Origin of the sequence: Myxococcus sp. AS-1-15 (genome assembly GCF_020037055.1) — a bacterium.
In the GTDB taxonomy this organism is placed as follows: Bacteria; Myxococcota; Myxococcia; order Myxococcales; family Myxococcaceae; genus Myxococcus; species Myxococcus fulvus.
This window is the reverse complement of the sequence record NZ_JAIQDF010000002.1, coordinates 303,977-319,910: the sequence shown is the minus strand read 5'-3', so window position 1 is coordinate 319,910 and position 15,934 is coordinate 303,977. Positions and strand designations below refer to the sequence as shown.

The window sequence follows — 15,934 nt, the reverse complement described above, 5'->3', positions numbered from 1 at the left end:
TGTCATGAGACGCTTCGCAGCCCCCTCATCTCCGCCCAGTGACGCCGGTGCCCCGTTCGTGGAGTCGCTGGAGCAGGTGAGCGAAGAGGAAGTGAAGGACCGTCAATTCGTGACGGCGCTCGCGCGTGGGTTGGAGATTCTGAGGGCCTTCACCCCGCAGCGCCCCATGCTCGGCAACCAAGAACTCGCGGCGAGCACGGGGCTGCCCAAGCCCACCATCTCGCGGCTGACGCATACGCTGACGCGGCTGGGCTACCTCACGTACTCGGAGCGGCTGGGCAAGTATCAGCTCGGCACGCGGGTGCTCGCGCTCGGCTTCGCGGCGCTCTCCAACATGGGCGTGCGCGACGTGGCCCGACCGCTGATGCAGGACCTGGCGGACTACGCGAACGTCCCGGTGTCGCTGGGCAGTCGGGACCGGCTCAACGTGGTGTACGTGGAGCACTGTCGCTCCACCGCGGCGGTGACGCTGCGGCTGGACATCGGCTCCAGGCTGCCGCTCGCCACCACGGCGATGGGACGGGCGCTGCTCGCCGCGCTCCCCGAGGGCGAGCGTCGCTACCTGATGGGACACATGGCCAAGCGCGAGCCGGAGAAGTGGCCGCGCCTCCAGGCGAGCATCGAGCAGGCGCTGGAGGAGTACCGCACGCACGGCTTCACGCTCTCCGTCGGAGACTGGGACCGGGACGTCAACGCGGTGGGCGTGCCGTTCATCGCGCCGGATGGCAGCGGGCTGTTGGCCTTCAACTGTGGCGGGCCGTCGTTCCTGTTGCCGCGTCAGCGACTGCTGTTGGACATCGGTCCCCGGCTGGTGAACCTGGTGCGCAACGTCGAGGCGGCACTGCAGCACCGCTGACAAGGACCACCATGCTCACCGCCCGCGAGGACGAGACCCTGGAGCAGCTGCTCTCCATGCTGGAGCGCTTCGTGAAGGAGCGCCTGATTCCCAACGAGCACCGCGTGGCGGACGAGGATGCCATCCCCCGGGACATCATCGAGGAGATGCGCGCCCTTGGCCTGTTCGGCCTGTCCACACCCGTGGAGTTCGGCGGCGTCGGGCTGAACATGAGCCAGGAGGTGCAGGTGGCCTTCGTGCTTGGACAGACGTCGCCCGCCTTCCGCTCGCTCATCGGCACCAACAACGGCATCGGCTCGCAGGGAATCATCCTGGATGGCACGGAGGAACAGCGGCGCAAGTACCTTCCTCGACTGGCCTCGGGAGAGATTGTCGGTGCGTTCGCGCTGACGGAGCCCAACGCGGGTTCGGATGCTTCCTCGTTGAGGACCACGGCCCGGCGCGAGGGCGACGTGTACGTGCTCAACGGCACCAAGCGCTTCATCACCAATGCGCCCGAGGCGGGGCTGTTCACGGTGATGGCGCGCACCAACCCGGACGAGAAGGGGGCCGCGGGCATCTCCGCGTTCCTCGTCGAGGCGGGCACCCCGGGGCTCATCATCGGTCCGTCGGACCGGAAGATGGGACAGAAGGGGACACACACCGCGGACGTGCTCTTCGAGGACTGTCGTGTCCCAGCGACGCAGCTATTGGGCGGCGTGGAGGGACAGGGCTTCAAGACGGCGATGAAGGTGCTGGACCGGGGCCGGCTCCACATCGCGGCGGTGTGCGTGGGTGTGGCCGAGCGGCTCATCCGGGAGAGCCTTCGCTACGCCATGGAGCGTGAGCAGTTCGGCAAGCCCATCGCGGAGTTCCAGCTCATCCAGGCCATGCTGGCGGACAGCCGCATGGAGGCCTACGCGGCGCGCTGCATGGTGCTGGACGCGGCCCGGCGCAGGGACGCGGGCCAGAACATCAGCACCGAGGCGTCCTGCTGCAAGCTGTTCGCGAGCGAGATGGTGGGGCGCGTCGCGGACCGCGCGGTGCAGATTTTCGGAGGGGCGGGGTACATCGCGGACTACGGCATCGAGCGCTTCTACCGCGACGTGCGCCTGTTCCGCCTGTATGAGGGCACCAGCCAGATTCAGCAACTGGTCATCGCGCGAAATATGATGCGCGAGGCGACCTGAGCCGTCCGTTCGAGGCCTGGCCCCCTGGGAGTCTGCATGTCCGTGGCCATCGCAGTCCTCGTCGGCATCGTCGTTCTCGTGCTCGCCCTGCGGCAGTGGCTGCTCGTCCGCGAGTGCACGCCCTGTCCGAGCGAGGCCTTCGACGGGCACATCCACCGGGTGGGCAAGGCGGTCATCGCGGAGCGGCGCTGTGAGAACCCGCGTGCCACGGTGCTGTGCATGCACGGCTTCGTGGCGGACATGCGCTACTTCACGCGCCACTACGAGGACCCGGGGCTCCAGCTCATCCTGGTGACGAGCTGCGACTACCACCTGCCGATTACAGGTCCTCGCGAGGTGCCAGCGCCCTGGGCGAAGGTGCCGAGCGCTCCGGAGGGCACGATTGCCCACGACGCCGCCGTGCTGGTGCAGGCGCTGGAGCATCTGCCGAGGACGGACCAGGTGCGCGTCCATGGGCATTCGCGCGGAGGCGCGGTGGTGCTGGAGGCGGCGAAGCTGCGGCCGGACCTGTTCGAGAAGGTGGAGGTGGTGCTGGAGGCGCCCGTGCTCCCGCGCGCTCGTGCGTACACGCGCCTGACGCGGGCGCAGCTGTGGCTGCTGCCGTTCTTCATCCCGCTGTGGCGCCTGGCGCCCATCTCCCGGCACAACCGGGGGGCGTGGGGGCCGCTGGAGGATGCGCGCAAGCGCGAGCTCATCATGGCGTTCCCGTTCAACCCGAAGCGGGTGTCCACCATGCTGACCAACCTGGTGGACCTGGCGCGCTGGTTCGAGGAGCGCGATGAGTCGCTGTTCCGCAACGTGCGGCGCGGCACCGTGCTCGTCCCGGGGAAGGACCGGGTCCTGGAGTCCAGGTCGATGCTGGAGAGCGCGCAGAAGGGCCGTCCGGAGCTCGAGGTGGTGACGCTCGACGGGTGCAGCCACTTCGTGCTGTGGGACCGGCCCGACGCGCTGCCCGCGATGGAACGGCTGCCGGAGCGACCGTCCGCGACCGCGTGAGGCTTCGGGAGTGCACGCCCCGGGAGTCGAACCCGGCCAAGTCGGTATGTCGAACCGATGCCGTCGCCCGCTGGCTCGGCGTGCATGAAACAGATGAAACAGTGGTCCTGGCAGGAATCGAACCTGCGGCCTCTCGGTTCGCACCCGAGCGCTCTGAATCCGCTGAGCTACAGGACCTGAAGATGTCGCGAAGAGTGCCCCGTACGGGAGTCGAACCCGTCTTCCCGCATCGAGAGTGCGGTGTCCTGCGCCGATAGACGAACGGGGCGGCAGGTACTGCGAGAGAGGGAACCCGGAAACGAGAAGAGGCCGGGTCCCCTCTGGGAGCCCGGCCTCTGAAACCGCCCGGCCACGTCATCGAGACGTGGCCAGGAAGCTCAACGGCCGGGTGGAGCGCTACGGAAGGAAGCGATTCCCTCCCACAGCTCGTCCTCGGAGACGGTGTCCTGCTCGGTGTTCGCGAACAGCACGGCGATGCCGCGGACAGTGTCGTTCTTGCGCTTGAGATTCATCGGGCTCATCGGATTCACCATCGGCAGATTCACCGCTCCTTTCGCCAACGACAGACGCGCTCGACTTCTCGCCCTGACAAAGACATGTGTCTTCAATGCGAGCACACCGTGCACAGCGGCCCGCGAGCCCTCTGGCGCCATCCCCCTCGCCCGGCTCGAGGCCCGCGCGGAATGAGCCGCCCGGTACTATCCTCTCCCCAGGAGGAGACCGAGGGATGCTCGAGGGTGGATACACGGAGCTGGCGCCGCCGGCCTTCATGGCCGACCGGGTGGACGCGCTCTGGCGCTACGTCACGCCCTCCACCGCCACGCCAGGCCTCCACCGCATCCTCCCCGACGGCTGCACGGACCTCATCGTGCGCTTCTCGGACATGCGCACCCTGGGACGTGGCGACGAACCCCGCGTGACGGTGGTCGGCCCCATGGAGTCCTTCGCGCTCGTGAAGGAGGCCCCCGGCTCGGTGAGCCTCGGAATCCGGCTCAAGCCCGGATGGGCGCTCGCGCTGCTCGGCGTGAGCCCTCGCGAGCTGTGCAACCTCAACGTCCCCGTGAAGGACTGCGCGCCAGTCCTCGTCGCCCTCCAGCAACGGCTGTCCGCCTGCCGCTCCCTCGAGCACGCCCAGGCCCTGCTCCAACAAGAGCTCCTGCGCCGCAATGCCTCGCCGCGACACCTGCCGAAGGCCCGGACCGCCCACGCGCTCCAGTGCCTCCAGTCGTCCTCGGGACAGGTGCGCATGTCCACGCTGGCGCGCGAACTGGGCATCAGCGAGCGGACCCTGCACCGCGACATCCTCGAGGAAGCAGGCACCGCGCCCAAGCTGCTCGCCCGGGTGCTGCGCTTCCAGCGAGCACTGGGGCAGCTTCGCGCGGGGAACTCCGCGCTGAGCACCGTGGCGCTCGACTGCGGCTACTCGGACCAGGCCCACTTCACCCGGGAGGTCCGAGAGCTGGCGGGAGTGTCTCCCACCGGCCTGCTGGAATGAGCCGCGTCCGATTTCTTCAAGACACCCCAGCGGGCCCATGAGAGACCGCCTCCATCGGCGTCCTCACTCCCACCTCGGAGCCCTCTCATGAAGCTCGGCTATGTCATCCTCTACGTCCCGGACGTCCCCGCCACCCTCGCGTTCTACGAGAAGGCCTTCGGCCTCAAGCGGCGCTTCCTCCACGAGAGCAACACGTACGGAGAGCTGGACACGGGCACCACCGCGCTGGCCTTCGCGGCAGAGGAGATGGCCGGACAGAACGGGCTCACCGTGCGCTTCCACCGGCCGAAGGAGACTCCCGCCGCGGTGGAGGTGGCGCTCGTCACGCCCGATGTCGCGGGCGCCTACGAGCACTCGGTGAAGGCAGGCGCAAGCCCCGTCCAACCACCCAAGCAGAAGCCCTGGGGACAGTCGGTGGCCTACGTGCAGGACCTCAACGGCGTGCTGGTGGAGATCTGCTCCCCCATCTCCGCCTGAGGTGAATGGAACCGCCGGGAATCGAACCCGGACCGCTCGGATGCCGTCCGAGCATTCTCCCGTTGAACCACGGTCCCTGAAGGGGTGCTTCCAGCGCTCCGACAGGGAATCGAACCCTGTTCACACGGTAGACGGCCGTGCTGCGATCCAATCGCATCCCGGAGCATGAAACACTTCACATCTGGATGACAGGATTTGAACCTGCGACCTCACGGATCCGAACCGTGCGCTCTGGCCAGACTGAGCTACATCCAGGAAACCACCACTGCCTGCAACGAGTCGGGACGACTGGATTCGAACCAGCGACCTCGCGCACCCCAAGCGCGCGCTCTTGTCCAAGCTGAGCTACGTCCCGTGAAGCACCATGCCGCGGGCGGGAGTCGAACCCGCAACCTCTGCGTTCTGAGCGCAGCACCTCTACCAATTGGGCTACCGCGGCGTTTGAAACAGACGACAACGACTGTGATGGAATGGAGCCGCCGGGGATTGAACCCGGGACCTCTCGGATGCGAACCGAGCGCTCTCCCGCTGAGCTACGACCCCAATGTGTTTCGTGAAGCAGCCTGCGGGAGTCGAACCCGCGCGGTCCTGAGTGGCTCTCAGGTGCCTTTCCCCTCGGCCAAGGCTGCGTTGCGTCCCTGCGGTGTGCTCGTGAAGCAGCCTGCGGGAGTCGAACCCGCGTGGTCCTGAGTGGCGCTCAGGTGCCTCGCCTCTCGGCCAAGGCTGCGTGTGCTGGGGGGCGGGAGGCCCGGAACATGAGAAGGGCCGGGTTCCCTCGAGGGGAGCCCGGCCCTGGTACCTTCGGCCACGTCCTCGAGGGGACGGGCCTGGGGTCTCAGGTTCCGGGCGGTCGACCGCCGGCGGCATCGCCCAGCAGGGCGGGAAGAGGAGCGGGACGTAGCGCGGCGGGCGCGAGCGCATCGATGCCGCTGACAGTGTCGTTCAGGATCTCGGGGTTCATCGGGCTCGTCAGGTTCGCCGTCGTCATGGTCACCGCTCCTTTCAGCGAAAAGAGACGCGCGGATATTTCATCCCTGACATGCGAGTGATTCCCATCCCGTCACGCGCCAGAGCCCCGGGCATCCACGAGGTGACACCCACCCCGGAAGCAGGGCTGACCGCGTCCCCCGTTCGCGCTATGAGGTTCGTGGAAGCCCGCGTCGCAGCGCTCCCTGGCCGGGGGAGGCTCGGACGTCGGGTGAGATGGCCGCTGGATGAAGACCTCCCTCCCCCTCACCCTGGCCGCGGTGCTCGCCAGCGTCGGTTGCTCGGCGGACGACCAGGCGCCCCTGTGCACCGTGAGCCCCGCGACGGGGCTGTTCACCCGCGACCCGGTGGTGGTCCCCCTGGGCACCGCCGCCTCGCTGCGGATGGACGTCGCCACCCTGATGCTGGCCTGCGACAACGGCAGTCCCGCCCAGGCCCCCGACACCGCCACCGCCGAGGTGCTGGACCCGGAGAACCACCGGGTCCCCGCGGAAGTCTCCCTGAGCGACATGGGCGGCGAGGCCACGGTGAGCTTCACTCCCACCTCCGTGGGACGTCACCACGTCCTGCTCTCCTTCGCGCCCGTGGGCGGCGTGCGCCAGCTCGGCGTCCATGTGGCCGGCGCGTGGCGTGGAAGCCCCACGCCCGTCACCCTGCCGCTGCCCAGGTGCGGTCAGCTGGACCGCACCGCGCGAGGCCTGTGGCTGTGTGATGGCGTGGCCGTGCGCGGCGCCGAGGACCGCCCGCTGCGCCTGGGCACCGCCACCACCCCCGCCGACGTCTCCGTCTCCGGCAACGTCGTCTGGGTGGTGGGAGACGGGCGCGTGCGCCGCTACGTGGACACCGGCACCGAGCTGGAGCTCACGGACTCGCTGCTCACGGACGCGCTGGGCACCCGGCCCCTCCAGGCGCGACTGGCCTCGGAGAACGAGTTGGTGGTGCTCGACAGCGAACGGCTCCACCGCTTCGTGCTCACCGACGCCGGGGTGCTCACCGCGCCACCGTCCACGCCCTGGTGGGGGACGGCGACTCCGGGGCGCTTCGGGAGGGACCAGTCGACGGGGCTGCTCGTGCGCGCGTCGGCGCGGCGCGTCCTCGTCCTGTCGATGCTCCGTGGCGCACAGGACAGCCAGGCCTGCCCCTTCGAGCCCTCCGTCGAGGGCAGCCTCCTGCCGGTGACGGACGAGCCCTGCGCGCCGCTGCGAGGCCGCCCCGTGGGCCTGGAAGACGGCGCCCTGTGGACCCTGCTCGGCTCCGCCCAGCCCCTGTTCCCCGAGCGGACGCTCTACCGATGGACACTCGAGGGAGGCCGACTGGAGCAGGACGGCGCGCTCGGCCTGGAGCTGTCGCTGGGGGTCACCGAGGCGTTCCTCCACCTGGGCCCCACCGTGCCCACCCTCTACTCCACCACCGGGGAGCCCCGCCTGTCCCAGCCCCGTCGGCTGAGCGGACAGCCCGTGCTCGGGCTGGAGCTGCTGCCCACCCACTTCCCCCTCTCCGAGGGCTCTCGCGACACCTCCCCCCGCTTCCACTGGAGTGGCGATTCGCGTCCCCTCGGAGGTTTCACCACCGTCTACGAGCAGGCCTGGCCCTGAGAGGCCCCGCCGAGACCCTCCCTTGGAGCCCACACGGGCGAGCTTTCCACGCGAGGCGGTGACGTCCGTGGAAAAAGCGCGCGGGGATGGTTGCCTGCCTCTCGCCGCGCTCGCCGTGCGGGTGTAGAGAGGCCGGCGCGTCGCGACTGGCCGCGCGCGTACACCAGCCGAGGCGAGCCCCATGATGGACAGCCCTCAGAGCGCTTCCCTCTCCGTGGAGGAGCTCCATGAGGTGTGGCCGGTGCTCTCCATCGACGAGCGCCTGGAGGGCTTCCGGCTCCTGCCGACGTCGGTGGCGGACGACTTCTTCCTCGACCTGTCCGCGCGCGAACAGGCGGAGCTCATCACCCACCTGCCCGCCAGCGAGCGGCGCACCTGGGTGCGTCTGTTGCCGCCGGACGACCTGGCGGACCTGGTGCAGGCGGTGGCGGTGGAGCCGGGGCAGGCGGACGCCATCCTCGCGCAGCTGGACGACGCCAGCCGTCGAGAGGTCAACGTCCTGCTCGCGTACGCGGAGGACGACGCCGGTGGTCTGATGAACCCGCGCTTCGCGCGCGTGCGGCCGGAGATGACCATCGACGAGGCCATCGGCTACCTGCGCAAGCAGGCGCGCGAGAAGGTGGAGACCGTCTACTACGCGTACGCGCTGGACGCCGAGCAGCGCCTGCAGGGCGTGCTGTCCTTGCGCCAGCTCTTCCAGGCCGCCAGCGACAAGAAGGTCGCGGACGTCATGCAGCACGACGTCGTCACGGTGTCGGAGAACACGGACCAGGAAGTGGTGAGCCAGCTGTTCACCGAGCACGGCTTCATGGCGCTGCCCGTGCTCGACGAGCAGAACCGGATGAAGGGCATCGTCACGGTGGACGACATCGTCGACGTCGTCCAGGAAGAGGCCACCGAGGACATCCAGAAGGTCGGCGGCATGGAGGCCCTCGAGGCCCCCTACTTCGAGGTCGGCTTCTTCGGGATGCTCAAGAAGCGCATCGGCTGGCTGCTGGTGCTCTTCCTCGGGCAGATGCTCACCGCCACCGCCATGAGCAGCTTCGAGGGTGCGATTGAGCGCGCGGTGGTGCTCAGCCTCTTCGTGCCGCTCATCATCTCCTCCGGCGGCAACTCCGGCAGCCAGGCCTCCACGCTCATCATCCGCGCGCTCGCCCTGGGCGAGATGCGGCTGAAGGACTGGTGGCGCGTGGCGCGGCGCGAGGTGCTGTCCGGCCTGGTGCTGGGCTTCGTGCTGGGCGCGGTGGGCCTGGCGCGCATCGTCGTGTGGCAGGAGGTGTCCGGCGCGTATGGCGAGCACGCGTTCCTGCTGGGCTGCGCGGTGGCGCTGTCCGTGCTGGGCGTGGTGACGTTCGGAACGCTCGCGGGCTCCATGCTGCCCCTGGTGCTGCGCCGCTTCGGCTTCGACCCCGCGAGCGCCTCGGCGCCCTTCGTCGCCACACTGGTGGACGTCAGCGGCGTCGTCATCTACTTCACCGTCGCCAGCCTCCTGCTGCGCGGTACGCTGCTCTGAACGCGCCTGCCGCGACGGGAGCCCGGCCATGATTCGCACCACCCCACGGCGCACCCTCACCCTGGAGGCCCCCGAGTCCCCGGGCCTCCCCGCGCATGTCAGCGCCGCCAGCGGCCTGGTGCGCGTCGGAGACTGGCTGCACGTCGTCGCGGATGACTCGCTGCACCTGGCGACGTTCCCCGCGCGCGGGGATGCACCGGGGCGGCTGTCGCGACTGTTCGAAGGTGAGCTGCCCGAGGAGCCCGCCGCACGCAAGGCGGCCAAGCCGGACCTGGAGGCGCTCTGTCTGCTGGGTCCCCTGGCGGGTGCGCCTCATGGGGCCCTGCTGGCGCTGCCCTCGGGCTCCACCTCGGCGCGCATGCGCGGGGCGCTGGTGACGCTGGGCGCGGATGGCTCGCTCACGGGCGAGGTCCGGACGGTGGACTGCGCGACGATGTACCAGCAGCTCTCGCGGGAGCTGGGCTCGCTCAACATCGAGGGCGCGGCGATGGTGGGTGGACGGCTGCGGCTGCTCCAGCGGGGCAACGGCGACGCGGGCGTGGATGCGCTGGTGGACCTGGACCGGGAGCGCGCGATGCGCGCCATCGAGGTGGGCGCGCTGGGGCCGGAGGTGGTGCGCACCACGCTGCGCTGGGAGCTGGGCCGCACGGGCGGCGTGCGGCTGTCCTTCACGGACGCCTCGCCCCTGCCCGATGGACGGATGATCTTCACCGCGACGGCGGAGGCCTCGCCGGATACCTATTCGGACGGCGCGGTGGCGGGCTCCGCGGTGGGCCTGCTGGCGCCGGATGGGACGCCGCTGTTCCTGGACGTCGTCGACGCGAAGGTGAAGCTGGAGGGCGTGGACGCGCGCGTGGAGGGTGGACGCGTGCACCTGCTGCTGGTGGCGGACGCGGATGACCCGTCCGTGGCGGCGCCCCTCTTGGAAGCGGTGCTGGACGTCCCGGCGTAGCGGCGCCGGTCAGTCGTGCTCGTGCGCGGCTTCTTCGGGCCTGCCGCCCACGGCCTCGAGCGAGGAACGCGCGGGACGGGCGCGGTCGAACGCCACCTCGCGCTGGCCCACACCCTCGGCGGTGGTGTTGGCGATGCGCTTGCGGGCGCGGGCGATGTAGTCCTGCACCAGCGTGGGGTCGGGATGCGTCTTCAGCGTCTCCACCCACGTCTCGATGGCCTTCTCGTGCTCGCCGGCGTCCGAGCGCAGCTTGCCCATCTCGAAGAGCGCGTGCGGGGACAGCTCCGAGTCCGGGAAGCGCGTGCGCAGGTCCGCGAAGGCGCGCGAGGCCTCCTGCCGACGGCCCTCCATCATCGCGATGGCCTGGGCCTGGAGGAACAGCGTGTCGTCCACGAAGACGCTGGTGGCGAAGCGCTCGACGAGGCGGCGCGTCTCCAGCTCGCACTGCTGATAGTCACCCAGCTCGAAGTAGAGCTTGGCCACCTGGTAGTGCAGCTCCGCGCCCTGCGGCGGGTTGCGCTGCAGCGCCGCGGTGAGCTGGTCGATGGCGCCGCGCAGGTCGCGGTAGTGCACGCGCAACAGCTCCGCCAGGATGATGCGGGCCTCGAGCGCCTCGGGGGACTCGGGGCACTGCTGGATGAGCTCGCGGTAGACGCCCACGGCCTCCTTCACCTTGCGCTGCTCCAGCCAGTAGACGTCCGCGGCGCCCTTGAGCGAGCGGGCACGCAGGACGAGCGCCTCCGGCGTGCTGTCGTGGCGCAACATGTCGAAGGCCTTGCGGTACTCGACGAGCGCCTCATCCGGTCGCTTCTCGAAGGTGGCGTCGCGAGCGCGCTGCAGGTGGTCCACCGGCTTGTCGCGACACCCGGCACCCGCCAGGGCCAGCACCACGAGCGACAGTCGCAGCGTCCGCACTAGCACTTCTCCGGGATGATGGTGACGCAGCGCGACTCCACGCAGCTCACGCACTCGGCGATGGGCGAGACGTCGGTGACGCACACATCGACACGGGAGGTCCGCGGACAGTCCTCGGAGGTGACACACCGATAGACGCTCCCGTCATCACGGGTGACGTCCTGGGACGTCGAGCCACAGACCTCCAGGTCGTTGCATCCCAGCAACCCCGCCCCGAGGGCTGCGAGGACCGTGTGCGCGGTGCGTGTCACGGCGGCGGTTCTACCTGGATTCGACCACGTCGTCACGGACCGGTGTGCCCGCTCGCCTGCCCAGCGGAATCCCTTGCGACCCGGCTCCACAGGGGGTGAAGTCTGGAAAGCGAGCGTGTCATGAAGTACCCGCCATGACGCGGGTCATGACGCCTGTTGGCACTCCCAAAAGAGCGACACATGGGCGAATTCGAGACGGCCTTGCATGTGGAACCGGCGAGCAACGGCAAACCGGGTGCGGACCGGGTGCTGGCGCTGACGCACGGTGACGCGACGGTGCTGGTGGTGGCGGATGGCGCGGGGAACTCACGTCGTGGTGCGGAGGCAGCGGAGGCGGTGCTCCGTGGGGTCCAGGATGCCGTGGCGTCCGGGGCCGGACTGGAGCGCGCGGAGACCTGGCGCGCCGTACTGGAGCGGTGCGACGCGGAGCTGGTGTCCTCGGGGCAGGGAGGTGAAACCACCGCCGTGGTCGCCTGTGTCACTCCGCGACGCGTGGAGGGCGCCAGCGTGGGGGACTCGGAGCTGTGGTGGTTCCAGGGCGAGCAGGCGCACGCGCTCACGGAGCATCAACACCGCAAGCCCCTGCTCGGCAGCGGTGGCGCCCGGCCCGTCGCCTTCGAGCACGCGTGGCGAGGCGGCACGCTCCTCGTCGCGTCAGATGGGTTGTTCAAGTACGTCGACCTGCGTCGCATCCAGGAGCAGGTAGGCCTCGCCGACGTGCAGGCCGTGGCGCTCGCGCTGGCCGCGCTGCCTCGACTCGCGAGCGGCGCGCTCCCGGATGACGTGGGCCTCGTCCTGTGCCGTCCGAGTGTCTCGCGGTCCTGAAGTCCTGGCACTGGTGGGACACCCATGAGCGAGGTCATCCGTTTCTACAGCGTCACCGACGCACATGGCTGGTGCTCGAACTTCGCGCCCTACCCCATCAAGCTCGGCGGCAGGACGTGGCCCACCAGCGAGCACTACTTCCAGGCCCGGAAGTTCGAGTCCCCCGAGGACCAGGAGTCCCTCCGTCAGGCGCGCACGCCCATGCTCGCCGCGCGCATGGGGCGCGACCGCAAGCGCAAGCTCCGTCGGGACTGGGAGTCCATCAAGGTCTCCGTCATGCGCGAGGCCGTGCGCGCCAAGTTCACCCAGCACGAGGACCTGGCCCGGTTGCTCCTGGACACGGGTGACGCACGGCTCGTCGAGCACACGGACCAGGATGGCTACTGGGGCGACGGCGGAGACGGCAGCGGAAAGAACATGCTCGGCCGCATCCTCATGGAGATTCGCGAGGAGCTCCGCGCGCGGTAGCACGTCCCCGCTGCCCACCGCTCATCCCCGGGACGGACCGCTCATGGAGTATCCGGAGCGAGCACGATTCCGGGGCGTACCTTTCTCCTCGTCCGACACCGCGCCTCCCGCGGCGTCCGTCACCCGAGGAAGGTCCATGCGTCCCACGCCACTTTTGACCGCGCTCTGCACCCTCTGTCTGCTCGTCGGCTGCGCCACCACCTCCAGCCCCTCCACCACCGCCGCGGCCGCCAGCGCGCCCGCCGCCCCGGCCGCATTCCAGGTGAAGCGCTCCGGCAAGGGACGCCCTGTCCTGTTCATCCCCGGCCTCGCCTCGTCCGGCGCGGTGTGGGACGAGACGGTGGCCCACCTGAAGGGCGGCTACGACAGCCACGTCTTCACGCTCGCCGGCTTCGCCGGTCAGCCCGCCATCCCCGCGCCCTTCTTCGCCACCATGCGCACGGCGCTCATCGCGTACATCCGTGAGCACAAGCTCGAGAAGCCCATCATCGTCGGACACAGCCTGGGCGGCGTGCTGGCGCTCTCGCTGGCCGCCGAGGCGCCCGACCTGGTGGGCGGACTCTTCATCGTGGACAGCGTGCCCTTCCTGCCCGCCCTCATGTACCCCGGCGCCACCGTCGAGACCGCCCGACCGTTCGCCGAGCAGGGCCGCGCCCACGTGCGCCAGCAGACGCTGGAGCAGCGCACGCAGGCCTCTCAACAGGCGATGCGCATCTACGCCACCGACGAGGCTCGGCGCGAGGTCGGCGTCCGATGGGGCGTCGCCTCCGACGCGGAGACCATCGCACAGGCCATGTACGAGATGTCCACCACCGACCTGCGCCCGGAACTGCCGCGCATCACCGCGCCCACCTTCGTCTTCGGCTCGTGGGCCGCGCTCAAGGGCAGCGTCCCTCGCGAGAACATCGAGGCGCTCTATCGCGGCCAGTACCAGGGCCTGTCCACCGCGCGTGTCGTCATGCACGACACGGCCCGGCACTTCATCATGTGGGACGACCCCGAGGGCTTCTTCACCACGCTCGACGGCTTCCTGAACGAGCACGCCCGCTGACGCGCGTGGAGTCCCACCGCTGAAGCATGATGGACTCGAGGTCTTCATGACGGCAGGAGCACGCATGTCATCCCGACGCGCCCGGGTCTACGCCGCCTGCCAGGCGGGCGGCTGGGGCCTGTATGCCCTCATCAATGCCGTGCTGTCCGTGCTGTCCGTCGTGATGATGCAGCGGCCCGATGAGCAGTTCGCGCGCAGGATGCTCTGGCTCGTCGCGATGAGCCTCTCGGGCGTGCTCATCACGCACGTCGCCCGGGTCCGGCTCGGCTTCCGGGAGTGGGCCCGGCTGTCCCTGTCCCGCCTCACGCCCCGCGTGCTGCTCGTCTGCCTGGCGATGGGGGCCACCCAGTCCGTGGTGGCCCACGTCCTGTCCCGCTTCGTGTTCCGCATCCAGGGGTTCGAGGACTTCTCGCTCACGAACGTCATCTTCGGCGGAGCCTTCTGGTCCGTGGTCATGATGATGTGGCTCCTGACGTACTTCGCGGTCCACTTCGTGGAGCGCGCGCGCACCGCGGAGCACGAACGGCTGCAGCAACACATCGCCTCGCAGACCTCGGAGCTGCGCTTCCTCAAGGCCCAGCTCCAGCCGCACTTCCTCTTCAACTGCCTCAACAGCGTCCGGGCCCTCATCGTCGAGGACCCCGCCCGCGCCCAGCAGGCGGTGACCCACCTGTCCTCGCTGCTGCGCTACGCGCTCGCCTCGAAGGACGCGGAGACGGTGCCGCTCGGGCGGGAGCTCCAGGTGGTGCGTGACTACCTGAGCCTGGAGGCCATCCGCCTGGAGGAGCGGCTCCACGTGCGCGAGGACGTGTCACCCGAGGCGCTCGCCGTACCCGTGCCCGCGATGCTGGTGCAGACGCTGGTGGAGAACGCCATCAAGCACGGCATCGCCCCTTCGCCCGAGGGCGGCGCGGTGACGGTGCAGGCCCACGTGCGCGAGGGCTCACTCCTCCTCGAGGTGGCCAACACCCCCGCGCCCGTCGGCACACCTCCCGCGCCCCACTCCGGCGGCGTGGGACTCCACAACGCGAGCGAGCGGCTGCGGCTGCTGTGCGGCACCACCGCGTCACTCCAGCTCGACCAGAGCGGGGCCGCCCTCACCACCGCGCGCGTCCGCATCCCCCTGCCCTCATGAGAGTCCTCATCGTCGACGATGAACGCCTGGCCCGCGCGGAGCTGCGCCGACTGCTCGCCGCATTCCCCGACGTCGAAGTCGTGGGCGAGGCCACCCACGTGGACGACGCCTGTCGTCAGGTGGAGTCGCTGGAGCCAGACCTGCTCCTGCTCGACATCCAGATGCCGGGAGGCAGCGGCTTCGACGTACTCGCCCGGCTCGACGAACCTCCCGACGTCATCTTCACCACCGCGTTCGATGCGCACGCCGTGCGCGCCTTCTCCGTCAACGCGCTCGACTACCTGCTCAAGCCCATCGAAGCGGAGCGACTCACCGAGGCGCTGGAGCGGGTCCGGCAGCGCAGCCGACAGACGGAGCGCGCGTCCGAGCCGACGCGGGCCCCGGGAGCGCCGCTGGAGCGCGTGTTCGTGAAGGAGGGCGAGCGCTGCTGGCTCGTGCAGCTCTCGCAGGTCCCGCTCATCACGTCCGAGGGCAACTACTCACGGCTGCACCTGGCGGGACATCAGCCGCTGCTCTTGCGCTCGTTGAGCTACCTGGAGGAGAAGCTGGACCCCGCGCGGTTCTTCCGCGCGAGTCGACAGCACCTCATCAACCTGGACTTCGTCGACACCCTGGAGCCGGGCCCCGGCGGCACGCTGGTGGCGCGCCTTCGCGGAGGCCCGGAGATAGAGATGTCACGCCGTCAGTCCCAACGCTTCCGCGAGCGCATGAGCCTGTGAGCGCGCGTCAGTTGGCGCCGTGCTGCGACTTGGACGACTTGCCGGAGGTGAGCACCGGGTCCACCGCCGCCACGCTGTTGCGGCGGCGCGTCTGGCGTCCGCGCTCCTCCATCTTCTCGTAGTGCTTCATGCGCGCCAGGATGTGCGGCTCCGACGTCTGGCAGTGCAGCTGCGTCACCTCCTGATGACGACGCCCCAGCTCCTGCCACGTCTGGAGCATGGCCTGGTTGCCGAGCAGTCGCTCCTCGACATTGTCCAGCACCGCGTCCAGCTCCTCGGCCTCCGCCTCCAGCACCGCGAGCCGCTCCCGAGATTCTTCAGACGGCGTCGAGCACCCCGTCGTCATCACGAGGCCCACCACCACCGACAGCCCGAGCCACCTCTGCATCCCCACATCGCCTCCCACGTGTCTCGCGCCGGCCAGCGGCCTCATGTGCGAAGCCCAAGGTAGGGAGGGCCCCATGACGCGACAACCCGTGCGGGCAAGCGACCCCGTCGACTTTTCAGGAGCCGACGATTCGCCGCACCCA

General features: G+C 69.7%; 18 protein-coding genes and 9 tRNA genes. 13 read left to right on the top strand and 14 right to left on the bottom strand.

The window, feature by feature from the left end:
• Window positions 1–4 precede the first annotated feature (4 nt).
• From K8625_RS07000 to K8625_RS06990, 3 genes are read left to right on the top strand one after another with little or no spacing between them, the layout of a single operon-like run.
• Window positions 5–856 (top strand): IclR family transcriptional regulator, encoded by an 852-nt coding sequence (locus K8625_RS07000; RefSeq protein ID WP_141331840.1) that lies wholly within the window; start codon window positions 5–7, stop codon window positions 854–856.
• Between the two features lie 11 nt (window positions 857–867).
• On the top strand, window positions 868–2,025 hold the full coding sequence (locus K8625_RS06995) for an acyl-CoA dehydrogenase family protein (protein WP_223749717.1): 1,158 nt from the start codon (window positions 868–870) through the stop codon (window positions 2,023–2,025).
• A 36-nt stretch (window positions 2,026–2,061) separates the two neighbouring features.
• Window positions 2,062–3,021 carry an alpha/beta fold hydrolase gene (locus K8625_RS06990; RefSeq protein WP_223782234.1) on the top strand — a complete coding sequence of 320 codons (960 nt, stop codon included), beginning with the start codon at window positions 2,062–2,064 and terminating at the stop codon, window positions 3,019–3,021.
• A 102-nt stretch (window positions 3,022–3,123) separates the two neighbouring features.
• Here the strand turns inward: K8625_RS06990 and K8625_RS06985 are convergent.
• The 3 genes from K8625_RS06985 to K8625_RS06975 form a co-directional block, all read right to left on the bottom strand.
• Window positions 3,124–3,198, bottom strand: a tRNA-Arg gene (locus K8625_RS06985).
• 18 nt (window positions 3,199–3,216) lie between these two features.
• A tRNA-Glu gene (locus K8625_RS06980) sits at window positions 3,217–3,289 on the bottom strand.
• Window positions 3,290–3,398: 109 nt separating this feature from the next.
• On the bottom strand, window positions 3,399–3,542 hold the full coding sequence (locus tag K8625_RS06975; protein WP_223751408.1) for a hypothetical protein: 144 nt from the start codon (window positions 3,540–3,542) through the stop codon (window positions 3,399–3,401).
• A gap of 206 nt (window positions 3,543–3,748) precedes the next feature.
• On the opposite strand from K8625_RS06975, the gene K8625_RS06970 reads away from it, so the two are divergent.
• Both K8625_RS06970 and K8625_RS06965 read left to right on the top strand, forming a co-directional pair.
• The gene (locus K8625_RS06970; RefSeq protein ID WP_223782233.1) at window positions 3,749–4,516 is read left to right on the top strand and encodes an AraC family transcriptional regulator; all 768 of its coding nucleotides are present in this window, start codon (window positions 3,749–3,751) and stop codon (window positions 4,514–4,516) included.
• Window positions 4,517–4,603: 87 nt separating this feature from the next.
• Window positions 4,604–4,993 (top strand): VOC family protein, encoded by a 390-nt coding sequence (locus K8625_RS06965; protein WP_223782232.1) that lies wholly within the window; start codon window positions 4,604–4,606, stop codon window positions 4,991–4,993.
• 6 nt (window positions 4,994–4,999) lie between these two features.
• On the opposite strand, the gene K8625_RS06960 is transcribed toward K8625_RS06965, so the two are convergent.
• The 8 genes from K8625_RS06960 to K8625_RS06925 form a co-directional block, all read right to left on the bottom strand.
• Window positions 5,000–5,070: transfer RNA gene (locus K8625_RS06960), tRNA-Ala, on the bottom strand.
• A gap of 103 nt (window positions 5,071–5,173) precedes the next feature.
• Window positions 5,174–5,248: transfer RNA gene (locus K8625_RS06955), tRNA-Pro, on the bottom strand.
• 24 nt (window positions 5,249–5,272) lie between these two features.
• Window positions 5,273–5,348 (bottom strand) — tRNA-Pro (locus tag K8625_RS06950).
• 10 nt (window positions 5,349–5,358) lie between these two features.
• Window positions 5,359–5,432 (bottom strand) — tRNA-Leu (locus K8625_RS06945).
• A gap of 32 nt (window positions 5,433–5,464) precedes the next feature.
• A tRNA-Ala gene (locus K8625_RS06940) sits at window positions 5,465–5,536 on the bottom strand.
• 14 nt (window positions 5,537–5,550) lie between these two features.
• Window positions 5,551–5,622, bottom strand: a tRNA-Gly gene (locus K8625_RS06935).
• Between the two features lie 26 nt (window positions 5,623–5,648).
• Window positions 5,649–5,720, bottom strand: a tRNA-Gly gene (locus tag K8625_RS06930).
• Window positions 5,721–5,828: 108 nt separating this feature from the next.
• Window positions 5,829–5,981 (bottom strand): hypothetical protein, encoded by a 153-nt coding sequence (locus tag K8625_RS06925; protein ID WP_170300441.1) that lies wholly within the window; start codon window positions 5,979–5,981, stop codon window positions 5,829–5,831.
• 226 nt (window positions 5,982–6,207) lie between these two features.
• Here K8625_RS06925 and K8625_RS06920 point away from each other — a divergent pair, with 226 nt between their 5' ends.
• The 3 genes from K8625_RS06920 (at window position 6,208) to K8625_RS06910 (ending at window position 10,040) form a co-directional block, all read left to right on the top strand.
• The gene (locus K8625_RS06920) at window positions 6,208–7,575 is read left to right on the top strand and encodes a hypothetical protein (RefSeq protein WP_223782231.1); all 1,368 of its coding nucleotides are present in this window, start codon (window positions 6,208–6,210) and stop codon (window positions 7,573–7,575) included.
• Between the two features lie 181 nt (window positions 7,576–7,756).
• On the top strand, window positions 7,757–9,088 hold the full coding sequence (gene mgtE / locus K8625_RS06915) for a magnesium transporter (protein ID WP_223751412.1): 1,332 nt from the start codon (window positions 7,757–7,759) through the stop codon (window positions 9,086–9,088).
• Window positions 9,089–9,116: 28 nt separating this feature from the next.
• The gene (locus K8625_RS06910; RefSeq protein ID WP_223782230.1) at window positions 9,117–10,040 is read left to right on the top strand and encodes a hypothetical protein; all 924 of its coding nucleotides are present in this window, start codon (window positions 9,117–9,119) and stop codon (window positions 10,038–10,040) included.
• Window positions 10,041–10,049: 9 nt separating this feature from the next.
• Here K8625_RS06910 and K8625_RS06905 read toward each other — a convergent pair whose 3' ends face one another.
• Both K8625_RS06905 and K8625_RS06900 read right to left on the bottom strand, forming a co-directional pair.
• Window positions 10,050–10,955, bottom strand: coding sequence for a tetratricopeptide repeat protein (locus tag K8625_RS06905; RefSeq protein ID WP_223751414.1), 906 nt, complete (start codon window positions 10,953–10,955; stop codon window positions 10,050–10,052).
• Window positions 10,955–11,206, bottom strand: coding sequence for a hypothetical protein (locus tag K8625_RS06900; protein ID WP_141331850.1), 252 nt, complete (start codon window positions 11,204–11,206; stop codon window positions 10,955–10,957). The genes K8625_RS06905 and K8625_RS06900 overlap by 1 nt, the downstream gene beginning before the upstream one ends.
• A 180-nt stretch (window positions 11,207–11,386) precedes the next feature.
• Here K8625_RS06900 and K8625_RS06895 point away from each other — a divergent pair, with 180 nt between their 5' ends.
• The 5 genes from K8625_RS06895 (at window position 11,387) to K8625_RS06875 (ending at window position 15,404) form a co-directional block, all read left to right on the top strand.
• The gene (locus tag K8625_RS06895; protein ID WP_223782229.1) at window positions 11,387–12,031 is read left to right on the top strand and encodes a protein phosphatase 2C domain-containing protein; all 645 of its coding nucleotides are present in this window, start codon (window positions 11,387–11,389) and stop codon (window positions 12,029–12,031) included.
• 24 nt (window positions 12,032–12,055) lie between these two features.
• Window positions 12,056–12,499: an NADAR family protein gene (locus K8625_RS06890; RefSeq protein WP_223782228.1), complete on the top strand. Its 444-nt coding sequence runs from the start codon at window positions 12,056–12,058 to the stop codon at window positions 12,497–12,499.
• 136 nt (window positions 12,500–12,635) lie between these two features.
• Window positions 12,636–13,550, top strand: coding sequence for an alpha/beta fold hydrolase (locus K8625_RS06885; RefSeq protein ID WP_223782227.1), 915 nt, complete (start codon window positions 12,636–12,638; stop codon window positions 13,548–13,550).
• Window positions 13,551–13,614: 64 nt separating this feature from the next.
• Window positions 13,615–14,685, top strand: a complete 1,071-nt coding sequence (locus tag K8625_RS06880; protein WP_223782226.1) for a sensor histidine kinase — start codon at window positions 13,615–13,617, stop codon at window positions 14,683–14,685.
• Window positions 14,682–15,404: a LytTR family DNA-binding domain-containing protein gene (locus tag K8625_RS06875; RefSeq protein ID WP_223751418.1), complete on the top strand. Its 723-nt coding sequence runs from the start codon at window positions 14,682–14,684 to the stop codon at window positions 15,402–15,404. The genes K8625_RS06880 and K8625_RS06875 overlap by 4 nt, the downstream gene beginning before the upstream one ends.
• Window positions 15,405–15,411: 7 nt before the next feature.
• Here K8625_RS06875 and K8625_RS06870 read toward each other — a convergent pair whose 3' ends face one another.
• The gene (locus K8625_RS06870) at window positions 15,412–15,792 is read right to left on the bottom strand and encodes a lipoprotein (protein WP_046710570.1); all 381 of its coding nucleotides are present in this window, start codon (window positions 15,790–15,792) and stop codon (window positions 15,412–15,414) included.
• Window positions 15,793–15,934 lie beyond the last annotated feature (142 nt).

Bases quoted from the DNA above. Each gene is read 5' to 3' on its own strand.
- K8625_RS06875 (WP_223751418.1), top strand. From the start codon at position 14,682: ATGAGAGTCCTCATCGTCGACGATGAACGCCTGGCCCGCGCGGAGCTG.
- K8625_RS06990 (WP_223782234.1), top strand. From the start codon at position 2,062: ATGTCCGTGGCCATCGCAGTCCTCGTCGGCATCGTCGTTCTCGTGCTC.
- K8625_RS06885 (WP_223782227.1), top strand. From the start codon at position 12,636: ATGCGTCCCACGCCACTTTTGACCGCGCTCTGCACCCTCTGTCTGCTC.
- K8625_RS06895 (WP_223782229.1), top strand. From the start codon at position 11,387: ATGGGCGAATTCGAGACGGCCTTGCATGTGGAACCGGCGAGCAACGGC.
- K8625_RS06920 (WP_223782231.1), top strand. From the start codon at position 6,208: ATGAAGACCTCCCTCCCCCTCACCCTGGCCGCGGTGCTCGCCAGCGTC.
- K8625_RS06925 (WP_170300441.1), bottom strand. From the start codon at position 5,981: ATGACGACGGCGAACCTGACGAGCCCGATGAACCCCGAGATCCTGAAC.
- K8625_RS06910 (WP_223782230.1), top strand. From the start codon at position 9,117: ATGATTCGCACCACCCCACGGCGCACCCTCACCCTGGAGGCCCCCGAG.
- K8625_RS06975 (WP_223751408.1), bottom strand. From the start codon at position 3,542: ATGAGCCCGATGAATCTCAAGCGCAAGAACGACACTGTCCGCGGCATC.
- K8625_RS06880 (WP_223782226.1), top strand. From the start codon at position 13,615: ATGTCATCCCGACGCGCCCGGGTCTACGCCGCCTGCCAGGCGGGCGGC.
- mgtE (WP_223751412.1), top strand. From the start codon at position 7,757: ATGATGGACAGCCCTCAGAGCGCTTCCCTCTCCGTGGAGGAGCTCCAT.
- K8625_RS06890 (WP_223782228.1), top strand. From the start codon at position 12,056: ATGAGCGAGGTCATCCGTTTCTACAGCGTCACCGACGCACATGGCTGG.
- K8625_RS06995 (WP_223749717.1), top strand. From the start codon at position 868: ATGCTCACCGCCCGCGAGGACGAGACCCTGGAGCAGCTGCTCTCCATG.
- K8625_RS06970 (WP_223782233.1), top strand. From the start codon at position 3,749: ATGCTCGAGGGTGGATACACGGAGCTGGCGCCGCCGGCCTTCATGGCC.
- K8625_RS06965 (WP_223782232.1), top strand. From the start codon at position 4,604: ATGAAGCTCGGCTATGTCATCCTCTACGTCCCGGACGTCCCCGCCACC.
- K8625_RS06870 (WP_046710570.1), bottom strand. From the start codon at position 15,792: ATGCAGAGGTGGCTCGGGCTGTCGGTGGTGGTGGGCCTCGTGATGACG.
- K8625_RS07000 (WP_141331840.1), top strand. From the start codon at position 5: ATGAGACGCTTCGCAGCCCCCTCATCTCCGCCCAGTGACGCCGGTGCC.